The sequence below is a fragment of the Pseudomonas sp. F-14 TE3482 genome, from assembly GCF_053629455.1.
On record NZ_JBRJII010000001.1, the window covers coordinates 5,970,363 to 5,989,202 of the forward strand.

The following is an 18,840-nucleotide window of genomic DNA, read 5'->3' on the forward strand; positions in this document are numbered from 1 at the left end:
CTTCACTTCGCTCCCTGAGCGCTGGGTTGTTCACCAGAAAAAAGCGGCAAGATCACCTGCGCGCAGGTGCCGCGACCCGGCCGCGAGCGCAACTGCAATTCTCCCTGATGGGCACGGGCGACTGCCTTGACCACGGTCAGGCCCAGGCCGGTGCCGGTGGTTTTAGTGGTGAAAAACGGTTCACCCAAACGCGCCAGTACCTTCGTGTCGATACCGCTGCCGCTATCGCTGACGCACAAGCGCAGGTTGTTGCCGCGGGTATACAGGTGAACCTTTAAACGAACGTCGCCGGCGCTGGCCTGGATGGCATTCTCGATCAGGTTGAGGATCGCCCCGACCAAGGTGTCGCGATTACACAGCAACTCACCGGCATGACTGTCGCACTGCCAGCGAATCGGCAAGTCCTGAACGTGAGTCAGCGCTGCCGCTTGCAGCGACTGCATCAGCATCCTGGGGGTCACGCGATCGGTCAGCGGCAGCTCGCCGCGGGCGAATACCAGCATGTCGCGAACCTGGTGTTCGAGCTCATGCAAACGCTCTTTCAGGCGCCCGGCAAAACGTTGCTGAGTCTCGACCGACAACTCCTGCTCAGTCAAATGACTGGCGTAGAGCAACGCAGCGGACAATGGCGTGCGAATCTGATGAGCCAACGAGGCGACCATACGCCCCAGAGACGACAGGCGTTCATGGCGAGCCAGTTGATCTTGCAGATGACGGGTTTCAGTCAGGTCGTTGAGCAGCACCAACTGACCGGGCTCGGCGTCCAGCGAACGCGTGGCGATCGATAGACGTCGACCGTCCTTAAGGGATATTTCGTGACCGTCGTCCTCGCGCGGTGCAAAGCATCGAGCAATCACATGACGCCACAGCTCGCCTTCGAGGGGCAGCCCGAGCAGTTCACTCGCGGCGGGATTTGCTTCGCGCACGATGCCTTGGGCGTCGATGACGATGACGCCGCCGGGCAACAGATCGAGGAGATTTTGCAGGCGATTAGCCAGACGTTCTTTTTCCGCCAGCTCCTGCATGCGCTGAGCACTAACCACCGCCAGCTCGCCCTTGAGCTCGGTGACCCGGGCTTCGAGCATGCTGTAGGAATCGGTCAATTGGCTCGACATCTGGCTGAACAGCGCAAATGCCTGCTCAAGGCCAAGCCGGCTTGCCTGCTCTACGGACGACGGTTGCCCCGAAGCATCAAGGGCTGGAGACATCTGGGCGGCTTGGGGCATCGGGCTCTCTCGCGTGGTTGACCGTCAGTTAAACGGAACGTTGCGAGGGATGTAGCAATACCCGTGCCTAAAAAAAAACACCTATAAATGAAGGAGTTGAAAAACAGGCGTCAATCATCCGCCTGTTCATCACCGTCACGACGACTCATGCCGTACTTGCGCATCTTCTCCACCAGCGTGGTACGACGAATCCGCAGCCGTTCTGCCGCCCGCGCCACGATGCCATTGGCATCATCCAGCGCTTGCTGGATCAGCCCTTGCTCCAGACCACCGAGGTAATCCTTCAAGTCCAGGCCTTCCGGTGGCAGCAAGGCATTGGCGGTGAAGTCCGGGGTATGACCGTTAATGGCCACTCGCTCTTCAAGATCGCTGCGCAGGCTGTCGACCAGTTGCTCGTCTTCGTCATCGACGTAGCGGAATTTCTTCGGCAACTCGACCACGCCGATCACCCCGTACGGGTGCATGATCGCCATGCGCTCCACCAGGTTGGCAAGCTCGCGAACGTTGCCCGGCCAGCCATGACGGCACAGCGACATGATCGCCGCCGAATTGAAACGGATCGAACCGCGCTTCTCGTGCTCCATGCGCGAGATCAACTCGTTCATCAGCAGCGGAATGTCTTCGACGCGTTCGCGCAATGGTGCCATCTCGATCGGGAACACGTTCAAGCGATAGTAGAGGTCTTCGCGGAAAGTGCCGATCTCGATCATGCTTTCGAGATTCTTGTGGGTCGCCGCAATGATCCGCACATCGACGCTTTGGGTCTTGTTGCTGCCCACGCGCTCGAAGGTGCGTTCCTGCAAGACGCGCAACAGCTTGACCTGCATCGGCAACGGCATGTCGCCGATTTCGTCGAGGAACAGCGTACCGCCGTTGGCCAGCTCGAAACGCCCGGCGCGACTGGTGATCGCTCCGGTGAAGGCACCCTTCTCATGGCCGAACAATTCGCTTTCGAGCAACTCGGCCGGAATAGCACCGCAGTTGACCGGCACGAACGGCGCGTCACGCCGCTTGGAGTGGTAGTGCAGGTTGCGCGCGACCACTTCCTTGCCGGTCCCGGACTCGCCGAGGATCAGCACGCTGGCATCAGTATCGGCCACTTGCTGCATCATCTGACGGACGTGTTGAATCGCCCGGCTGGTGCCGACGAGGCTACGGAAAAGATTGGGTTCACGGTGACGACCGCGCTCACGCGCCTGGTCATACATCTCGCGATAGACCTGTGCACGGTGCAACGAGTCGAGCAATTTGCTGTAGCTGGGTGGCATTTCGAGCGTCGAAAGCACTCGACGACGCTGGTCTTCCGGCAAGTCAATGGAAGAATTATCGCCCATTAACAAAACTGGAAGGAACTCATCCCAGGTTGAGAGTGTCTTTAACAGGCCCAAAAGTGCACCAGGAGCATTTACCGTCCCGATGAGGACACAGATTACTTCACGACTTGATGACAAAGAGCCGACAGCCTGCTGCCAGTCATGGCTGCCACAGGGTAAATTTTCTTCGCCGAGAAAATTTAAAATCACCGCCAAATCGCGGCGGCGGACGCTATCGTCATCAATCAGCAGAATTTTGGTTTCACGCCACATGCAATAGCAACTTCCCTAGTCAACTCAATGCCCAAAATGAGGGGCAAGCTAGACGCTTGCAGACACGTTATGCCTGTAGACGCCTGAAATCTGGAACCAGCCACTAGTTAAGTCAAAAAACCGTGCACAGTCAAATTTATGGCGCACTATGTTTGGATTAACTGAGGGTTAACTACCCAAACAGATGGTAAACCTTTGCCGCGCTCTGCGCTTGGTGGATCTGCGACATCTCGTCGACTATCGCTTGGCGCTCCCCCGTCGCCGCCTCCAGAAGCTGTTTATACACCCCCAGCAACTCCTCAAGGTTGTCGCGCAACGCGGCCTCGTCCACCGCAGCTTCACTCAAAACGTCTTCCATGCAGGAACGGCAAGCCAGGTCCAACTCACCAATGGCTTCCCAGTTGCGCTCGGCCAATGCACCGACGAGGGCATCGCGGGTTTGTTCGATTCGCTGCAAGACAAGACTCATGGTGATCTCCTTAAAACTGCGGACCCGGCGCGGCAATGGCATCCCAACCGTCTTTGACCGTGCGAAGCAGGTCAGCGACTTCGTCGAGAATTTTTGGATCGGTCTTGAGATTCGCTTCAGCCAGGCGCTTCATCATGTAGGTGTAGAGATTATCCAGCTCAGTCACCGAATCGGCCTGATTTTCCAGATCCAGACCTTCGCGCAAACCACCGATGATGCCGATGGCCTTGCCGATCAGAACGCCTTTATTCGGAATGTCCTTACGCTCCATCGCGCCTTTGGCCTGGGCGATACGATCCAGGCCGCCTTCCATCAGCATCTGCACCAGACGATGCGGGCTGGCTTCGGAAGTTTGCGCCTGAGCGCCAATCTTCTGGTATTGGCGAAGGGCTAACATTGGATTCATGTTGTACCTCATCAGAAATCTGTGGTCCGTATAACCAGTGTATCGACGACGCGTCAAAAAACTTTAGATTCAAAAACAAAAAGCCCGGAGCGTGAAAACGCTGCCGGGCTTTTGGCACGGTGAGTGTTAGGAGTTCTTCTGCTGCGCGGTCATCGCTTCGAACATCGACGTGATGTTGCTGGCTGTCGCTTTCAGCTTGCCGACCAGGGTGTCCATGTCGTTGTACTTTTTGGTCAGTACCGCGGTCAGGGTCTCGATTCGGCGATCCAGGGCTGCCTGGTCATTGCTCAGCTTTTTCTTGGTTGAATCGAGGCTCTTGGCGCGCGCATCCAGGATCGAGTCGACTGCTTTGCCATTGACGGTTTTACCTTCGGTGTAAGGCTTGATCGCATTGTTCATACGCTCAATCAGACCGTTGGTACCGGTGAACAGTGTCTGAACCTCACCGCCCAGCTTCTTGTCGTTCATTGCAGTGTTGAACTTGGTGCTGTCGAAATCCAGTGCGCCGGTCTTCTGGTTAGTGGTGATACCCAACTGGGAAAGCACGGTCAGCTTGTCGCCGGCACCGGTCTGGGAAAGCGGGCCCCGCAAGGAATCCAGAATCGAACGTGGCAGCGGGTCACCGGTCAGCGCCGCGGAAACGGTCAGCTTGCCATCGTCATCCAGGGACGGCTTGGTCAACGAAGTCACAGCGTTGGCGACGGCGTTGTACGCATCGACGAACTTCTGGATCGACGCCTTCAGACCATCATTGTTGGACGCCACGGTGACGGTCGACTTGCCCGTGGTGAGCAAACTCAGGCTCAACCCGGAGATCGTCTTGTCGATGGTGTTGGACTTGCTGGTCATCGCCAGACCGTCGACGCTAAACACCGCGTCCTGGGCCGGAGCACCAATAGCCCCCGAAGAAGTGGCAGTCGGCGGGGTGGCCATCGGGGCGGTCCCATCGATTTCCAGACCGGCAATACCGCTGGCGGAAATGTCGGAACCCGCGCCAGTCGTCGTGGAACCCAGCACCAGGCGCGAGCCGAAGCTGTCGGTCACAATGTTGGCGCTCAAGCCACTGGATTGGTATTGGCTGTTGATCGAATCACGCACCGATTGCAGCGTGGCGCCTGCGCCCACAGTTACCGGATAGCTTTTGCCATTTTGCGTGATGGTCAGCGTGCCAGCAGGGATCGCACTGGTTGTACCACCAGCAAACGCAGCAGAGGCGACTTTCGAGGAGGTGGCCAGTGCGGTGACGTCGACCACGTAATTACCGGCGACAGCCGCGTTACTGGACGTAGCGGTCAGCACTTTTACATCGGACGATGTCGCGGCAAAACCCGTGAACTGAGGGGTTGTCGTACTACCCAGATCGGTAAGCGCTTTCTGGAACGTAGCCAACAGCGACTTCAAGGTACCAATCCCGGAAATACTCGCCGAGTTAGTGGCGGTTCCACGATCGATCTGACCTTGCTTGGCCGCTTTATCGGCGTTCACCAAGGCTTTAACGATAGCACCGGTATCAAGGCCGGAACCTAAACCTGTGCCCGGTAGAATTGGACTTGCCATGTGAAACTCCCTTCAGTGTGTCGCCGGCCTTTTGACCACTACAACGCCCAAAAGAACATAGCAACAAAATTCGTGCCAGTTGTCAGACTTTAGCGCTGAACAACAGGCTGCTTGCATCATTCAAACTATTGGCCAGTTTCAGGACTTCTTCGTTGGGGATCTGTCGGATCACCTCACCGGATTCGCTGGCAATGACTTTGACGACCACTTTGCCCGAAGGCTCGTCGATCGAGAATTCCAGGTTGCGCTTGACCGACTGAACGAATTTTTCAATTTCCTGAACAGCCATCTTCAGTTTGTCCTGCTCGGTCTGTTCGCCCTTACCTTCTTCCTTGACGACAGCTACTGGAGCAACTACCGCTCGAGGCTTCTCCGCCGGCTTGTCGGCAACAGTTGTCGCCTGCTTGGCCGCAGGATAAGACAAGTTCAGCTTGACGCTCATATCCATGTCCATCACCTCTTAAAGTAAAAAGCGAGAGAGCGCGACAAGCGCACTCCCCCGCCAAAACGCATCAGCTATTACTGAAGCAGTTTCAGTACAGCGGATGGCAGTTGGTTGGCCTGAGCCAGAACTGCGGTCGAAGCTTGTTGCAGAGTTTGTTGCTTGGTCAGCTGTGCAGTTTCAGCAGCGAAGTCGGTATCTTGTACGCGACCCAGTGCAGCACTGGCGTTTTCGTTGATGTTCTGCAGGTTGGAGATGGTGCTGGACAGACGGTTTTGTGCAGCACCGAGGTCAGCACGGCTGGAGTTGATCTTGGCCAGAGCGGCGTCGATTTTGGTCAGCGCGTTGTTCATCGAAGCTTCGGCGGTTGCCGAGTTGTTACCAGTGATCTGAACGGTAGCCGAGTCAACCGACAGGGTAGCTGCGTCGAAGCCGCTGTCCAGGGTCAGGGTGATCTGGTTGGTAGCGCCGGTGTTGGAACCAACCTGGAAGGTCATGGTGCCAGCGGTGCCGTCGATCAGGTTCTTGCCGTTCAGGTTGGTCGACTTGGCGATACGAGTCAGCTCGTCCGACATCGAAGCGAATTCTTTGTTCAGAGCAGCACGGTCAGCAGTACCGTTCGAGTCGTTTCGCGATTGAACAGCCAGTTCACGCATACGCTGCAGAATGTTGGTCGATTCTTGCATCGCGCCTTCAGCGGTCTGAGCGATCGAGATACCGTCGTTGGCGTTTTTGATAGCCATGGTCTGACCGCGGATCTGCGAAGTCATACGGGTAGCGATTTGCAGGCCGGCAGCGTCGTCTTTAGCGCTGTTGATTTTCAGGCCGGAAGACAGGCGAGTCATCGACGTCGACAGAGCGTCGGAAGCGCGGTTCAGGTTTTTCTGAACGTTCAACGATGTGACGTTGGTGTTTACTGTTAAAGCCATGACGAATTCCTCGTTGGTTGGGTACTGCGGCTTCCGGCCCTGGCAACCGCCGGGTATGGCCTAGAGAACCTTCGTAATAGTTATCGTCGGGATTGGAACTTGCTTTAGGGGATTTTGAAAAATATTTGCCATCACGTTGCCACCCTCCGCAAATCAAGGGCTTGGCTGTGTTCAAGCAGCGAAAAAATGACGTCAGGGAAATGCCGGTGACAGACTGGCGAGGACTCGCCTGCACCGGCAGAAGGGAAATTGTTTAAATGGACAGACTGTCGCGCACCAACTGGACCAGTTCGTATTCCAGATAGTCCGCCAGCGCCAGCCAATTTTGCGCCTCCTGGCATTCGAGCATCTGGCCGAGCAACAGCACCCACTGCTGCTGAACCACCTGCGGCGTCAGATCAAAGGACGGTTGCACCGCAACGATCAGCTCAATCATCGCCAGCCCGGCTTCTACATCACGTCCCAAACGGAACAATGTTGCACATTGCTCAGAGTCGACGACAAAGGATTCAAGCCCGCTCATGACACCCACTCCGGATGAAAAGCCGTACCGGCAATCATCGCGCCTGCCCGGCTGCTGTTATAGAAGCGCACCTGAGGATGCCCTGCGATAAAGCGCTCCAGCTCACACAGGTAACTGCGAAAATTGAGCTGGGTCTTGATGCGTTGACCGTTACCATCGAGCACCCAATGCTTGGCGGCGCCCAGTTGCGGTCCCAGATCGCCATCGTTCCAGCCTGCATGGGTCTTGTCATTGGGAAAGGCAAAGTCGGCACCGAACAAGGTGATCTGTGCTGCGCCCATCTTCACCGCAAGGTCTACCGCGGGATGAATCACGCTACCGCCGACATACAGCTCGCCTTTGGGCTGTTGCCGACGCATCTGCTGGTAAATCGGGCTGGCGGAGTAACTGGCATAGCGCGGTCCCTGCCAGGCTTCAAGCACCAGGGGATCGACCATGGGCATATACGCCAGGATGATATCGGTCGTGCCTTCATAGGGTAGATGCCGAGCCGAGATGCGCTGGTCGATGCTGACCACTACATCAGGTCGGATCCCGTGATCGATCAGTGGTCGGTAAGCCGTATCGACACAGATGAACAACGGCCGTTCGGCCTGATTACGAATCGCGAGCAAGGTCTCGAAGTGCTGCTCAAGGCTCGGGCCCGTGGCAATGACGAATACCTCCTGCCCTTTGCACGAACCGAACAACCCGGTCACATCCCGATCGGCCTGCACCAGCCCCAGGCTGGCCTGCAAACGCTCGACGATGTCCGGATCCTGGGGGTCGAACTCACGATTATTGAAGCTCAGGTGTATTTCGCTGATCAACCGATCACGAATCTTCGCATTGAAGTCATCGGCCAGCACCAGCTCGGACGGCAACGCGAAGAACGGCAGCTGGATTTCCGCCAGATCGCCGGCATACAACAGCTCGACTCGCGGATCGCTGAGCCACTGCTGCTGATCGAGCAATTGCAGCACCAACGCAAACACCGCGCCGTTGAGGATGTGTACGTACAACCGCTCAACCCCGACGCGCTCCAGCAACTCCAGTTGCAGGTCGCCAAGACCAGTGCCGTAGACATGCACCACCGAACTGTCGGTGGGCAGGCTGTCGGCCTGAAGCCTGGCCTCGCGATTGCGGTCATGGCGACTGGTCAACTGAATGCCGTTGATGCTCAGGGTCGAGCCCAGGCCTTCGACCAGATCGGCCTGCAACAGGCTCACGTCTTCAACCAGCAAGCGCGCAGACAGCAGCGGCCAGCGGCGCTGTATGACCTCGACGTTGCGCTCAAAGAACTCGCTCATGGAGCCTCGCTTTTCATTCGGGCAAAAAAATAGCGTTCAAGGTTACACCTTGAACGCTTTTTTTGTGCCTGGCTTTTAGAAGCTCAAGGACGATAGATGATCGCCGACCCCCAGGACAAACCAACACCGAAACCGCTGAGTGCCACGCGCTTCCACTTGGAATCGAGCACGTGTTTTTCCAGCAGCAACGGAATGCTCGACGACACGGTATTACCGGTTTCGACCATGTCCTTGATGAACTTCTCAGGCTCGCCCTCGAAACGCCGCGCCACAGCGTCGACAATCGCCGCGCTGCCCTGGTGAATGCAGAAGGCATCGATATCGTCAGCCGTCAGGCCCGAGTCAGCGAGCAGCTCATGCAAATGCGCCGGCACTTTGAGCAGCGCGAAGTTGAAGACCTGACGGCCGTTCATGAAGAACACCCCGTCGGAAACCTTCAGGTGCGGTGCGCCGGAACCGTCGGTGCCGAACTTGGCCTTGCCCAGCTGCCACGGGGCATCTTCGCCCATCCAGGTAGCGGTGGCGGCATCGCCGAAGAGCATGGTGGTGTTGCGGTCTTCCGGATCGACGATCTTCGAGTACGGATCAGCGGTCACCAGCAGGCCATTCTTCAGGCCCGCGGCTTCCATGAAGCCCTTGATGGCGTAGATGCCGTAGACGTAACCCGAGCAGCCCAGGGAAATATCGAACGCCGCCACGGTGGTTGGCAGGCCGAGTTTGTCCTGAACGATGGCGGCGGTGTGCGGCAAGCCTTCTTCATCGCCGTTCTGGGTCACGACGATCAGCACGTCGATGGCTTCACGCTTCAAATCGGGATTGTTGGCGAACAGCGCGTTGACTGCTTCAACACACAGGTCCGAAGTTTCTTGCCCCGCATCTTTGCGCGGCAGGAAGGCCGAACCGATCTTGCCCAGGATGAATTCTTCATCCTTTTCGAATTTTGCACCTTGTGCGTAATTGTCCACGCCGGCTACAGGAACGTAGCTCGCAATGCTCTTTATGCCAATCATTACGGCTTCCCAATAATAAACAGCCCAATACCACCGCTCGCAAGGAATCGAGGGGCGCCGACAAACAACGAATAAACGTCGCCCTCAAGGGGGTGACAGCGGGAAGAATAAAAGGCCATCATTGGGCTAAAAACAGTCCAGGCGCCATCTCCCCTTTTTATACAATACAGTGAAGATGCGCGTTATGACTCGCAGGTCACGCTATTTTGCCGAATCAGCCGCACAAGCGGTTATTCAACCAACGACCAATCCAGCGGTGTTCCGCGCTTGATGGGCTGGCGCGCACGGCGGCCCAGCAGGGTTTCAGCGTGTTTGGGGGCCAGCCCCAGGCCAGGCCGGATGGCTCGCAGGTTGGCAACGGTGAAAGGCTCACCGGCGGTCATGTCCTGAGTGACGTATAGCGAACGTCGGTATACCAGAGATTTGCGCTCGGCCTCGGTCACGCCGTAATGCACCTGGCCCATGGCCTGCCAGGCGCGTTCGGTCTCTACCACCAGGCTGGCGAGTTCAGCCGGTTCCAGGGAGAAGCTGGCGTCCACGCCACCGGCGGCACGGTCGAGGGTGAAGTGTTTTTCCACCACCGTCGCCCCCAGCGCTACCGCGGCGACGGACACTCCAACGCCCATCGAATGATCGGACAAACCGACTTCACAGCCAAACAGCTCCCGCAGATGAGGGATGGTGCGCACATTGCTGTTGGCGGGCGTCGCCGGGTACGTGCTGGTGCACTTGAGCAACACCAGGTCCTTGCAACCGGCCTCACGGGCGGCACGCACGGTTTCGTCGAGTTCGGCGATGCTGGCCATGCCAGTGGAGATGATCAGCGGCTTGCCGGTGGCAGCGACCCGCCGGATCAACGGCAGGTCGGTGTTCTCGAAACTGGCGATCTTGTAGGCGGGCACGTCCAGGCTTTCGAGGAAGTCCACCGCGGTGTCATCGAACGGTGTGGAGAACGCCAGCATGCCCAATTCCTTGGCCCGGGCGAAAATCGGCGCGTGCCATTCCCACGGCGTATGGGCCTTCTCGTACAGCGCGTACAGCGAAGAACCGGCCCACAGGCTGTTGGGGTCCTTGATGAAGAACTCGCCTTCAGACAGATCCAGGGTCATGGTCTCGGCGGTATAGGTTTGCAGCTTCAAGGCATGCGCACCGGCCTTGGCCGCGGCTTCGACGATTTGCAGCGCCACGTCCAGCGACTGATTATGGTTGCCGCTCATCTCGGCAATGATGAACGGCGGCGCATCGGCACCGATCAAGCGGTTGCCGATCTTGAAACTGGTCATTGTTTTGGATCCTTCAATACACGCGTGAACGCGCAAGCACTCTGAGTGAAACCTGCCTCGCGGAAAACTTTCAGCGACGCTGAATTGGCCGGCAGCACCTGAGCGGTGATGGCTTCCAATCGCGGCCAATGAGCGGTGACGAAGGCTTCGCCCCGCGCCAGCAGTGCCTTGCCCCAGCCCAGGCCAAATCGGCCTTCGAACAGATAAATCGAGACTTCGGCGCGAGCATCGTCGAGATCATAACGCAGCACACCGACCGGGCCATCATCCGCTTCGGCGATCAATAGCAACCGCCGCGGATTGCTCAGGCTCGCGGCCACCCAGGCCTGATGCCGTTGCCAGTCAATGACGTGCGTGTCCAGCGACCAGCGCCGCACCGCTTCGGCATTGCGCCCATCGAACAACAATTGCGCATCATCCTGAGTGGCCTGACGAACCTGCAACACCGCCCCCGCCAGCGCTGCCGCCACCCGCTGCGCCCCACGGCCATCGACCAACTGCCGCGAGCGTTCGGCCAGACTCTGACGAATCCCCTGATTGCCCACGACAAAACCGATGGTCTGATGCAACTGCTCGACGCTGACCCGCTCGCGATTGCCCAGGAACACATGAGCACCCGAGGTCGCCATCACCTCGCCGTTGGCCTGCTGATTATTCGAAACCGCAATGCAGATCGTCGGCAGCCCCATGGCCGCCCGCTCCCAGCTGGTACCGCCACCGGCACCAATGAACAGGTCGGCCTCGGTCATCAGCTGGTAGAAATCGCTGACAAAATGGTGCAGGCGCCAGTTCGGACGATAATCCACCAGACTCTGCATCTGCTCCCAGGCCGGGTTGTCGGCACCTGCCACGAAATCAACTTCCAGCTCATGGAAGTCCGCCAATGCCAGCATCGCGTGATGGGTCTGCATGGCCGCGTCGAAGCCGCCGAAGTTCACCAGCACGCGCCTGGCTCGAGGTTTGATCTCGATCGCCGGGCAACAGAACTCATCGCGCAGCAGGGCAAACCGTGGGCCGAGTAACGTCTGGCAATCGGGCGTCAACAGTGAGGCATAAGCCTCTGGTGTGCCCGACAGATTTTGATTGAGCAGCAGATCGACGCTGTATTGCCGAGTGGCCAAATCGTCCACCGCCGCAATTCGTGGAGCCCAGCGGCGCGCGGCGGTCTGCCAATGGTGATCGAGACCGTAGTGGTCAGCGATGATCCAGTCGAAAGCCGGATGACTTTCCAATACTTGCCCCAGCGCTGCAATGTCTGCCTGCCAGGGCAGCATCGACTCGATGGCCTGCTGTGGGTCTTCATCGCGATAGCGCTCCGGCAGCGCGAAGGTCTCGAAACCCTCGGCCCGCAGACTGTCCAGTCGATGCCCGGGCAACAGACGACAGGCGAAGGCAACGTGCGTGCCCTGCTTGCGCAATACCCTGGCCAGGGTCAGGCAACGGGCGACGTGGCCACTGCCAATGGTCGGCGACGCGTCAGCGCGGATCAGTACTCTCATTGCAGCTCACCTCCCGCCTTCAAGGCGATGTAGAGGTATTCGGCGCGTTTCCAGTCTTCGAGGGTGTCGATGTCCTGCACCAGATGCCGCGGCAGAATCACCGGCAGGCTCGCCGGCGAGAACAGCACATCACCACGCAACCAGGCTTCGCTACGCCCCCAATAGAACTGGCCAGCATCTTGAAAAGCTTCGGGCAAGTCCTGGGAACGGGTCTCGCGAAATTCCGGGTAGAGCGAGGTCAAGGCGCCCTGCTCGTCGAGGGTCAAGGCCCGTTGTACCGGGAAGCCAAAACCGGCGACTGAAAACGCGAAAGACTTGTCCGGATGCTGCACCAACAACTCATGCCCCTGACGCAGATAACGCGCCTGCAACAGGGGCGCCGTCGCGTAGACGCAGCACGCATAGTCGAACGGCGGCAATTGCTGCAAGGCATGTACGATCACCGCTGCAGTCCCGGTGAAATCATCGGCCAGCGCCGCGGGCCGCATGAACGGCACTTGAGCCCCATTGGCCCGTGCGACCTCGGCGATTTCTTCATCGTCAGTACTGACGATCACCTGGTCGAACAGGTTCGACGCCAGCGCCGTGCGAATCGAACGGACGATCATCGGCACGCCATCGAACGGCTTGAGGTTCTTGCGCGGGATTCGCTTGCTGCCACCACGGGCCGGGATGATCGCAACACAACTCAAGAGTCTCTACTCCTCAAAGATCAGTCGTCGCAATTGCTCGACCACATAGTCCTGTTGTTCATCGCTCAGCAGAGGAAACAGCGGCAGGCTGATGGCCTCGGCGTAATAACGTTCGGCCTGGGGGAAATCCCCCTCGGCAAAACCCAGGTCGCGATAGTACGGCTGCAAGTGCAGCGGAATATAGTGCAGGTTCACCCCGACCCCGGCCGCACGCAAACCTTCGAACACCTGTCGATGACTGAGGTTGATCCGTTCCGTCTGCAAGCGCACCACGTACAGATGCCACGCTGACTCGGCCTCTGGCTGCGCGCTGGGCAAGGTCAGCGGCAAGTACGCCAGCAACCGCTCATAACGCGCCGCCAGTTCACGCCGACGTTCGATGAAACCATCGAGCTTGTTCAGCTGTGACAGACCGAGGGCCGCTTGCAGGTCGGTGATGCGGTAATTAAAGCCCAGTTCCACTTGCTGGTAATACCAGGGGCCGTGGCTGGGTTCGGTCATCTGCGCAGGGTCACGGGTCATGCCGTGGCTGCGCAGGCGCTGCAAGCGCTCGGCCAGCTCCGGACGATTGGTCAGCACCATGCCGCCTTCGGCGCTGGTGATGATCTTCACCGGGTGGAAACTGAACACCGTCATCGCCGCGAAATCGCCGCACCCTACCGGACGCCCGGCATAAGACGCCCCGACCGCGTGGGAAGCATCCTCGATCACGGTGAAACCATAGCGCTCGGCCAATTCAGCGATCATGCGCATATCGCAGCTCTGCCCGGAGAACGCCACCGCCACCAACACTTTCGGCAGCATGCCGTCGCGCTCGGCGATTTCAAGCTTCGACGCCAGAGTGTAGGCGTCGAGGTTCCAGGTCAGCGGGTCGATGTCGACAAAATCAACCTCGGCGCCGCAGTAGCGACCGCAATTGGCCGAGGCCAAAAAGGTGTTCGGCGTGGTCCACAAGCGATCGCCCGGCCCGAGGCCGGCGGCGAGACAGGCAATGTGCAACGCCGCCGTGGCATTGCACACCGCCACGGCGAAGTCGGCCTGGCAACGCTCGGCCATGGCCTGTTCGAAACGCTCGATGGTCGGCCCCTGCGTCAGCCAGTCGGACTGCAATACGGCAACCACCGCGTCGATGTCTTCCTGATCGAGACTTTGCCGACCGTAGGGAATCATGCCGACAGCTCCGCGTGCAGGTCGGCGATCTGGCCGACCGACAGGAAGTGCGGGTTGGTGTCGGAGCGGTACTCGAAATCTTCGCTCACCGGCCGGCCCTGCTCGCCCAGTTTGTCGACGGCAAAATCCACGTCGACGCTGGTGAAGCGAATCGACGGCTGAATGGTGTAGTGATCATCGAACTCCAGGGTCATGCGCGCGTCGTCCAGCGGCACCATCAGTTCATGGAGCTTTTCCCCCGGACGGATGCCGACGTTTTTGTGCGGCAAATGTCCAGCCATGCCCTGCGCCAGATCGACGATGCGAATCGACGGGATCTTCGGCACAAACACTTCACCGCCGTGCATGCGGGCAAAGCTGTCGAGCACAAACTTCACACCGTGATCGAGAGTGATCCAGAAACGCGTCATGCGCTCATCGGTGATCGGCAGCTCTTTGGCGCCCTCGGCAATCAGCTTGCTGAAGAACGGCACCACCGAACCCCGCGAGCCAGCGACGTTACCGTAGCGCACCACGGCAAAACGGGTCTGCTGTTCGCCAGCAATGTTGTTGGCGGCCACGAACAGTTTGTCCGACAGCAGCTTGGTCGCGCCGTACAGGTTGATCGGGCTGGCGGCCTTGTCGGTAGACAGTGCGACGACTTTTTTCACGCCGTTGTCGATGGCCGCGGCAATGATGTTTTCCGCGCCATTGACGTTGGTACGAATGCACTCGGTGGGGTTGTATTCCGCCGCTGGCACTTGTTTCAAGGCTGCTGCATGCACCACGTAATCGATACCGCGCATGGCCTGACGCAAACGCTCGGCATCACGCACATCGCCGATAAAGTAACGCATGCACGGCGCGTTGAACGTCTGTTGCATCTCGTACTGCTTGAGCTCATCGCGGGAGAACACCACCACCCGCTTGGGCTGGTATTGCTCCAGCAACCGGCGAATGAAGTTGCGCCCGAACGAGCCGGTGCCGCCAGAGATGAAAATCGATTTACCGTTGAACATGCCTTGAGTCCTTTTACCTGTCAGCCAGGCTTATGCGAGCAACTGCGCCCAGTTCACGCTGGTCGGTTCGCTGAGAGTAAAGCCCTTGCCGGTCAAGGCCAGGTTCTGGTTGTAGGCCGAGTCGTGTTCGAAGCGGCCCTGCCACTTGTCGCGCAAAGCGGCGCGTGCTTGAGGCGCATCAGGCAGCAGGCCCGGGTGCAGTAATTGTGCTTGTGGCGTCCAGACTGTCAGGTAACCGGCATCGGCGACTTTCAGGCACAGGTCGATATCGCCAAAAGCTTCGTCGAAATGTTCCTCGTCCAGACCGCCCACCGCTTCGAACACGTCTTTGCGAACCATCAGACAGGCACCGGATATTGCCGAATAGTTCTGCTCGACCTGATGGCCGTTCATGTAGCCCTTGGCGTCCTTACGTTCATCGACAAAGACCGAGCCGATCTCGCCATTCAAACCCAGGACCAGACCGGCCTGGGTGGTGACGCCACGAATGTCCATCAGTTTGGCGCCAACGATGCCGACTTCCGGACGCTGGGCCTGGTTGAGCATGGCGTCGAGCCAATTGGCATTGACCACTTCGGATTCTGCCGACAGCAGCACCAGGTAGTTCCCCTTGGCCTCGGCACAGGCAAAGTTGTTCAGCGCCGAGGCACTCAGGCGCTGATCGCTGCGCACTACGCGAAGTCGATCGCCCTTGCCTTCAAGGCTGCTCAGCCAGGTCGCCAGTTCTTCGGATTGGCTGTGATTGTCGGCAATCAGCACTTCGTGACGTTGATAACGGGTGCGCTGCAGCACGCTGACCAGCGCTCGTTGCAGCGACTCAAGGTTGTCCTGGCTCTGGAGGATAATCGATACCAGCGGCCGCTCAGCGTGTTGATAGTCGATCTGGTAAGTCAGCGGCAGCGTCGAGCTGACCTGAGCGCGATACCCACGCGCAGTCAGAGAACGGGTCAGCACCTGACGCTCCTGAACGCTGACTTCCTCTACCGGGGCATTGCAAATCAGCAGCGGCTCGGCCAGATGCGCCAGGCCCGCCAGCCCGCCATCCTCGATCAGACGCAGCAACAGATCGAATTCCAGCGCCTGACTGTACTCGGCCGAGAAACCGCGTGCCTGAGCCAACACATCACGCTGGATCAACCAGTGGCGCGCCATCAGCGATGGCACGCTTTGCAGCAGGTCGAGATTGACCCCGGGGCGGAACACATCCGCCAGAGCACCGTTGGCCTGACGCTGAAGCTCGTCCATCGCCACTGCACGGACACCCTCGGCACCGATCAGTTCGAGGCTGGCGCGCAACAACCCGCCAGGAGTGAACTGATCGCCGGCCTCGGCCAGCAACAGCCAATCGGCGGTGGACTGAGCGACGATCTGGTTGATGCGCTCCACATAATTGGTCGCGGTGACTTTGACAAAGTGCACGGTGTCGCGCACGGATGTCGTCGCCGGTAAATCACCGGTAGTGAACACCACCACGTTGAACGCTTTGCAGTGACCACCGACCAAGCTGTCGAAGGTCGCCTGCAACTTGACCATGTCGGCATCCAGATCCAGCAACAGAATGCCGAACTGTGGACCGCCATTATGCGTGGCCAACTGTGCAGCGATAGCCTTGAGCTGCGCGGCATCCGGGTTGCGCGCTTCGAGCCAGCTCAGCAAGCGGCCGGATGGCATGTTCTCGAACAGTCGACGCTCTTGCTGACCCGGTAAAGCATTCAGTCGGTCGGCCCAGGCTTGCAGTTTGAGGCCTTCTTCCGGCTCGTCACTGTCTTTCAATGACTCCGCCAGGCGCTTGACCACCGTGCGGTTGAACACGTTCAGGCTCAAGGCCTCCCACAACCGGCTGCGCACGGTGCGGTCAGTGTCGTTGGGGTGAACGCGCATCAACTCATGCTGCTTGAGCAGGATGCCTTCCAGCTCCTGAAGTTGCAGGCGACCGGCAGGCATGGCGTGCAGCAGGAATTCGAACTCGGTCAGCAGATCGAACACCGGTTTGTTGTAGAACGGCATTTCGACGAACTGCTCGGGGCCGAATGAACGAATCGGCTCTTCCCCCGCCTCGCGCCAGGCCGAGCGAATAATCATGGTGCCTTTGAGCGAGCGGCCTTCGACCAGGCAATCGGCCATGGCAGCAAAACTGTCCAAGGCAATTTGTTTAACCCGGGCCGGATCCTTGTTGTCGCTGAGTGGCGTCGGGATCGAGGCCAGGAATTGGGCAAACTGCTCGCGTTCGGCAACGCTTTTGGCGTCTTTGAAAGTCAGCACCGTCAACACGTTGGTGTTGTGGTCCGAAGCGCCATAGTTCATTTCCCGCACGGCGAACGGAATCGGCAGGATCCGCGCCTTCGCGCAGGCCAACAAGTAGAAGGTGTGGCCGATTTCCTGCCATTCGAAACTGGTGCCCGCTGGCAGAAGGCTGTACCACTGTTGCAGCAAGTCGGTACGGGTGACCGCATAGAACGGCGGCAGGAAATTATCCATGAACCGCACCACACGGTCTTCGGCCTGCTCCGAGTTGTAATCCTCATGAACCTTGCGGTCGCGACGGAAGTAGTTCACTTCCGTGGCACGGGTCAGGTACATGATCCCGTAGCCATGGCACAAGCCGTAGTCGGGATTGGCTTCGAGAAACTCCACCGACTCGGTCAGTGCACGGTGTAACAGGAAGTCGTCATCGGCGGCGAACACCATGTAGGGCGTGGTGACCTGATTGACGCCATAGGTGAGTTTGTCCTGCAGTCCCTTGTAGGTGTATTGCGGCAAGTGGCGATAGTCGACCGACGGAAAGTCCCGGGCCATGTTCTCGTCACCCTCAGCGGACGAATCCAGAACCAGAACCGTGCAGGGATAGCTGCTGTAGTACTGCAAGGTACGCCGCAGGAACGCGTTCCGGTTGTGGGAAATCACCACTACCGTAAACCGCTCGTTCAGCGGTGCAACGTTGTTTTGAGCACTGTTTTGAACCTGCATCTTTCTATCCCCACAACCGGCCAATCGCCAAGAACCTGAAACCACTTATGATTAACGAACGCGACGCAGATAGCCGTCCGGCGCTACGGTGATCAGCAGCTTGTTTTGCAGTTGCTGGTCAATTTCGAAGTCCTTGTTCTCTTCCAGGTACTTCCATACCGCAGTCTTCGGGTTGTCGCCCGGGCCCCATGGACGATCCGGAAAGAAGTCGGCCGGCATGTCTTCAACCACGGTGTCCATCACCACGCAGTAGCTGTCCACCGAAACCAATGGCGCATACAGACGCAGCTCTTCGAGCACGTGATCGTGGGTGTGGTTGGAATCCAGCACCAGGATGACTTTCTTGCCTTCGGCGGCAGCGCGCACTTTGGCGGCGATGGCCGGATCGACGCTCGAGCCTTCGATCATCTTGATGCGCTTGCTCATCGGGTGGCTCTCGATGGCTTCGCGGTTGTGCGCACGGATGTCCAGGTCGATGCCCAGCACTTCGCCGTGGCCTTGCAGCTCCAGCAACGATGCGTAGTAGATGATCGAACCGCCGTGGGCAATGCCGCACTCGATGACCAGATCCGGTTTGACCTGCCAGATGATCTCTTGCATCGCCATCATGTCTTGCGGCAGCTGGATGATCGGACGGCCCATCCACGAGAAGTGATAGCTGTATTTGTGCTTGGCCGATTCGTTGAAGAAGTCACGGGCCAGGCCGGTGAGTTTCTGGTCATCACCTTGCTGGGCGATCTGTTCCCGGCATTCGGCTTCGAAGGCTTTGTTGATGCTGTTGTCGGTCATTTCAA

Annotated in this window: 17 protein-coding genes; all 17 read right to left on the reverse strand. The window is 58.6% G+C overall.

The features are described from left to right. Positions 1-2: 2 nt before the first annotated feature. Entirely contained in the window at positions 3-1,208 is a 1,206-nt protein-coding gene (locus AB7M26_RS27115; protein WP_429388958.1) for a sensor histidine kinase, read from the reverse strand. Positions 1,209-1,336: 128 nt separating this feature from the next. Continuing rightward, complete coding sequence (locus AB7M26_RS27120; RefSeq protein WP_007894189.1) at positions 1,337-2,812, reverse strand: sigma-54 dependent transcriptional regulator; 1,476 nt, start codon at positions 2,810-2,812, stop codon at positions 1,337-1,339. A 172-nt stretch (positions 2,813-2,984) separates the two neighbouring features. Next, positions 2,985-3,281, reverse strand: coding sequence for a flagellar protein FliT (locus AB7M26_RS27125; RefSeq protein WP_123496028.1), 297 nt, complete (start codon positions 3,279-3,281; stop codon positions 2,985-2,987). Between the two features lie 10 nt (positions 3,282-3,291). After that, positions 3,292-3,687, reverse strand: coding sequence for a flagellar export chaperone FliS (gene fliS, locus AB7M26_RS27130; RefSeq protein WP_123496026.1), 396 nt, complete (start codon positions 3,685-3,687; stop codon positions 3,292-3,294). 126 nt (positions 3,688-3,813) lie between these two features. Then, a complete protein-coding gene (fliD, locus tag AB7M26_RS27135; RefSeq protein WP_123496024.1) occupies positions 3,814-5,244 on the reverse strand; it encodes a flagellar filament capping protein FliD in 1,431 nt (476 codons plus the stop codon). A gap of 82 nt (positions 5,245-5,326) precedes the next feature. Beyond that, positions 5,327-5,692, reverse strand: coding sequence for a flagellar protein FlaG (locus AB7M26_RS27140; protein ID WP_218394178.1), 366 nt, complete (start codon positions 5,690-5,692; stop codon positions 5,327-5,329). Positions 5,693-5,763: 71 nt separating this feature from the next. After that, positions 5,764-6,615: a flagellin domain-containing protein gene (locus tag AB7M26_RS27145; RefSeq protein WP_008072599.1), complete on the reverse strand. Its 852-nt coding sequence runs from the start codon at positions 6,613-6,615 to the stop codon at positions 5,764-5,766. A gap of 253 nt (positions 6,616-6,868) precedes the next feature. Beyond that, positions 6,869-7,138 (reverse strand): hypothetical protein, encoded by a 270-nt coding sequence (locus AB7M26_RS27150; protein WP_429386996.1) that lies wholly within the window; start codon positions 7,136-7,138, stop codon positions 6,869-6,871. After that, complete coding sequence (locus tag AB7M26_RS27155) at positions 7,135-8,427, reverse strand: motility associated factor glycosyltransferase family protein (RefSeq protein ID WP_123496018.1); 1,293 nt, start codon at positions 8,425-8,427, stop codon at positions 7,135-7,137. Before AB7M26_RS27155 ends, AB7M26_RS27150 begins: the two co-directional genes overlap by 4 nt. An 83-nt stretch (positions 8,428-8,510) precedes the next feature. Then, entirely contained in the window at positions 8,511-9,437 is a 927-nt protein-coding gene (locus AB7M26_RS27160) for a ketoacyl-ACP synthase III (RefSeq protein ID WP_008072591.1), read from the reverse strand. 230 nt (positions 9,438-9,667) lie between these two features. Further along, positions 9,668-10,720 carry a pseudaminic acid synthase gene (gene pseI / locus AB7M26_RS27165; RefSeq protein WP_429386998.1) on the reverse strand — a complete coding sequence of 351 codons (1,053 nt, stop codon included), beginning with the start codon at positions 10,718-10,720 and terminating at the stop codon, positions 9,668-9,670. Continuing rightward, the gene (gene pseG / locus AB7M26_RS27170) at positions 10,717-12,219 is read right to left on the reverse strand and encodes a UDP-2,4-diacetamido-2,4,6-trideoxy-beta-L-altropyranose hydrolase (RefSeq protein WP_429377514.1); all 1,503 of its coding nucleotides are present in this window, start codon (positions 12,217-12,219) and stop codon (positions 10,717-10,719) included. Before pseG ends, pseI begins: the two co-directional genes overlap by 4 nt. Next, positions 12,216-12,911 carry a pseudaminic acid cytidylyltransferase gene (gene pseF / locus AB7M26_RS27175; protein WP_429377516.1) on the reverse strand — a complete coding sequence of 232 codons (696 nt, stop codon included), beginning with the start codon at positions 12,909-12,911 and terminating at the stop codon, positions 12,216-12,218. The genes pseG and pseF overlap by 4 nt, the downstream gene beginning before the upstream one ends. Positions 12,912-12,917: 6 nt before the next feature. After that, positions 12,918-14,081 (reverse strand): UDP-4-amino-4,6-dideoxy-N-acetyl-beta-L-altrosamine transaminase, encoded by a 1,164-nt coding sequence (gene pseC, locus AB7M26_RS27180; protein ID WP_429387002.1) that lies wholly within the window; start codon positions 14,079-14,081, stop codon positions 12,918-12,920. Next, on the reverse strand, positions 14,078-15,079 hold the full coding sequence (pseB, locus tag AB7M26_RS27185; protein ID WP_008006616.1) for a UDP-N-acetylglucosamine 4,6-dehydratase (inverting): 1,002 nt from the start codon (positions 15,077-15,079) through the stop codon (positions 14,078-14,080). The genes pseC and pseB overlap by 4 nt, the downstream gene beginning before the upstream one ends. A 30-nt stretch (positions 15,080-15,109) precedes the next feature. Further along, on the reverse strand, positions 15,110-18,046 hold the full coding sequence (locus AB7M26_RS27190; RefSeq protein ID WP_429387005.1) for a TIGR00180 family glycosyltransferase: 2,937 nt from the start codon (positions 18,044-18,046) through the stop codon (positions 15,110-15,112). Between the two features lie 51 nt (positions 18,047-18,097). Beyond that, positions 18,098-18,835, reverse strand: coding sequence for a cephalosporin hydroxylase family protein (locus AB7M26_RS27195; protein ID WP_429377522.1), 738 nt, complete (start codon positions 18,833-18,835; stop codon positions 18,098-18,100). Between the last annotated feature and the right edge of the window lie 5 nt (positions 18,836-18,840).

Excerpts from the sequence above, each read along its gene's own strand:
- AB7M26_RS27115 (WP_429388958.1), bottom strand. The coding sequence starts at position 1,208 with ATGTCTCCAGCCCTTGATGCTTCGGGGCAACCGTCGTCCGTAGAGCAG.
- AB7M26_RS27120 (WP_007894189.1), bottom strand. The coding sequence starts at position 2,812 with ATGTGGCGTGAAACCAAAATTCTGCTGATTGATGACGATAGCGTCCGC.
- AB7M26_RS27125 (WP_123496028.1), bottom strand. The coding sequence starts at position 3,281 with ATGAGTCTTGTCTTGCAGCGAATCGAACAAACCCGCGATGCCCTCGTC.
- fliS (WP_123496026.1), bottom strand. The coding sequence starts at position 3,687 with ATGAATCCAATGTTAGCCCTTCGCCAATACCAGAAGATTGGCGCTCAG.
- fliD (WP_123496024.1), bottom strand. The coding sequence starts at position 5,244 with ATGGCAAGTCCAATTCTACCGGGCACAGGTTTAGGTTCCGGCCTTGAT.
- AB7M26_RS27140 (WP_218394178.1), bottom strand. The coding sequence starts at position 5,692 with ATGGATATGAGCGTCAAGCTGAACTTGTCTTATCCTGCGGCCAAGCAG.
- AB7M26_RS27145 (WP_008072599.1), bottom strand. The coding sequence starts at position 6,615 with ATGGCTTTAACAGTAAACACCAACGTCACATCGTTGAACGTTCAGAAA.
- AB7M26_RS27150 (WP_429386996.1), bottom strand. The coding sequence starts at position 7,138 with ATGAGCGGGCTTGAATCCTTTGTCGTCGACTCTGAGCAATGTGCAACA.
- AB7M26_RS27155 (WP_123496018.1), bottom strand. The coding sequence starts at position 8,427 with ATGAGCGAGTTCTTTGAGCGCAACGTCGAGGTCATACAGCGCCGCTGG.
- AB7M26_RS27160 (WP_008072591.1), bottom strand. The coding sequence starts at position 9,437 with ATGATTGGCATAAAGAGCATTGCGAGCTACGTTCCTGTAGCCGGCGTG.
- pseI (WP_429386998.1), bottom strand. The coding sequence starts at position 10,720 with ATGACCAGTTTCAAGATCGGCAACCGCTTGATCGGTGCCGATGCGCCG.
- pseG (WP_429377514.1), bottom strand. The coding sequence starts at position 12,219 with ATGAGAGTACTGATCCGCGCTGACGCGTCGCCGACCATTGGCAGTGGC.
- pseC (WP_429387002.1), bottom strand. The coding sequence starts at position 14,081 with ATGATTCCCTACGGTCGGCAAAGTCTCGATCAGGAAGACATCGACGCG.
- pseB (WP_008006616.1), bottom strand. The coding sequence starts at position 15,079 with ATGTTCAACGGTAAATCGATTTTCATCTCTGGCGGCACCGGCTCGTTC.
- AB7M26_RS27190 (WP_429387005.1), bottom strand. The coding sequence starts at position 18,046 with ATGCAGGTTCAAAACAGTGCTCAAAACAACGTTGCACCGCTGAACGAG.
- AB7M26_RS27195 (WP_429377522.1), bottom strand. The coding sequence starts at position 18,835 with ATGACCGACAACAGCATCAACAAAGCCTTCGAAGCCGAATGCCGGGAA.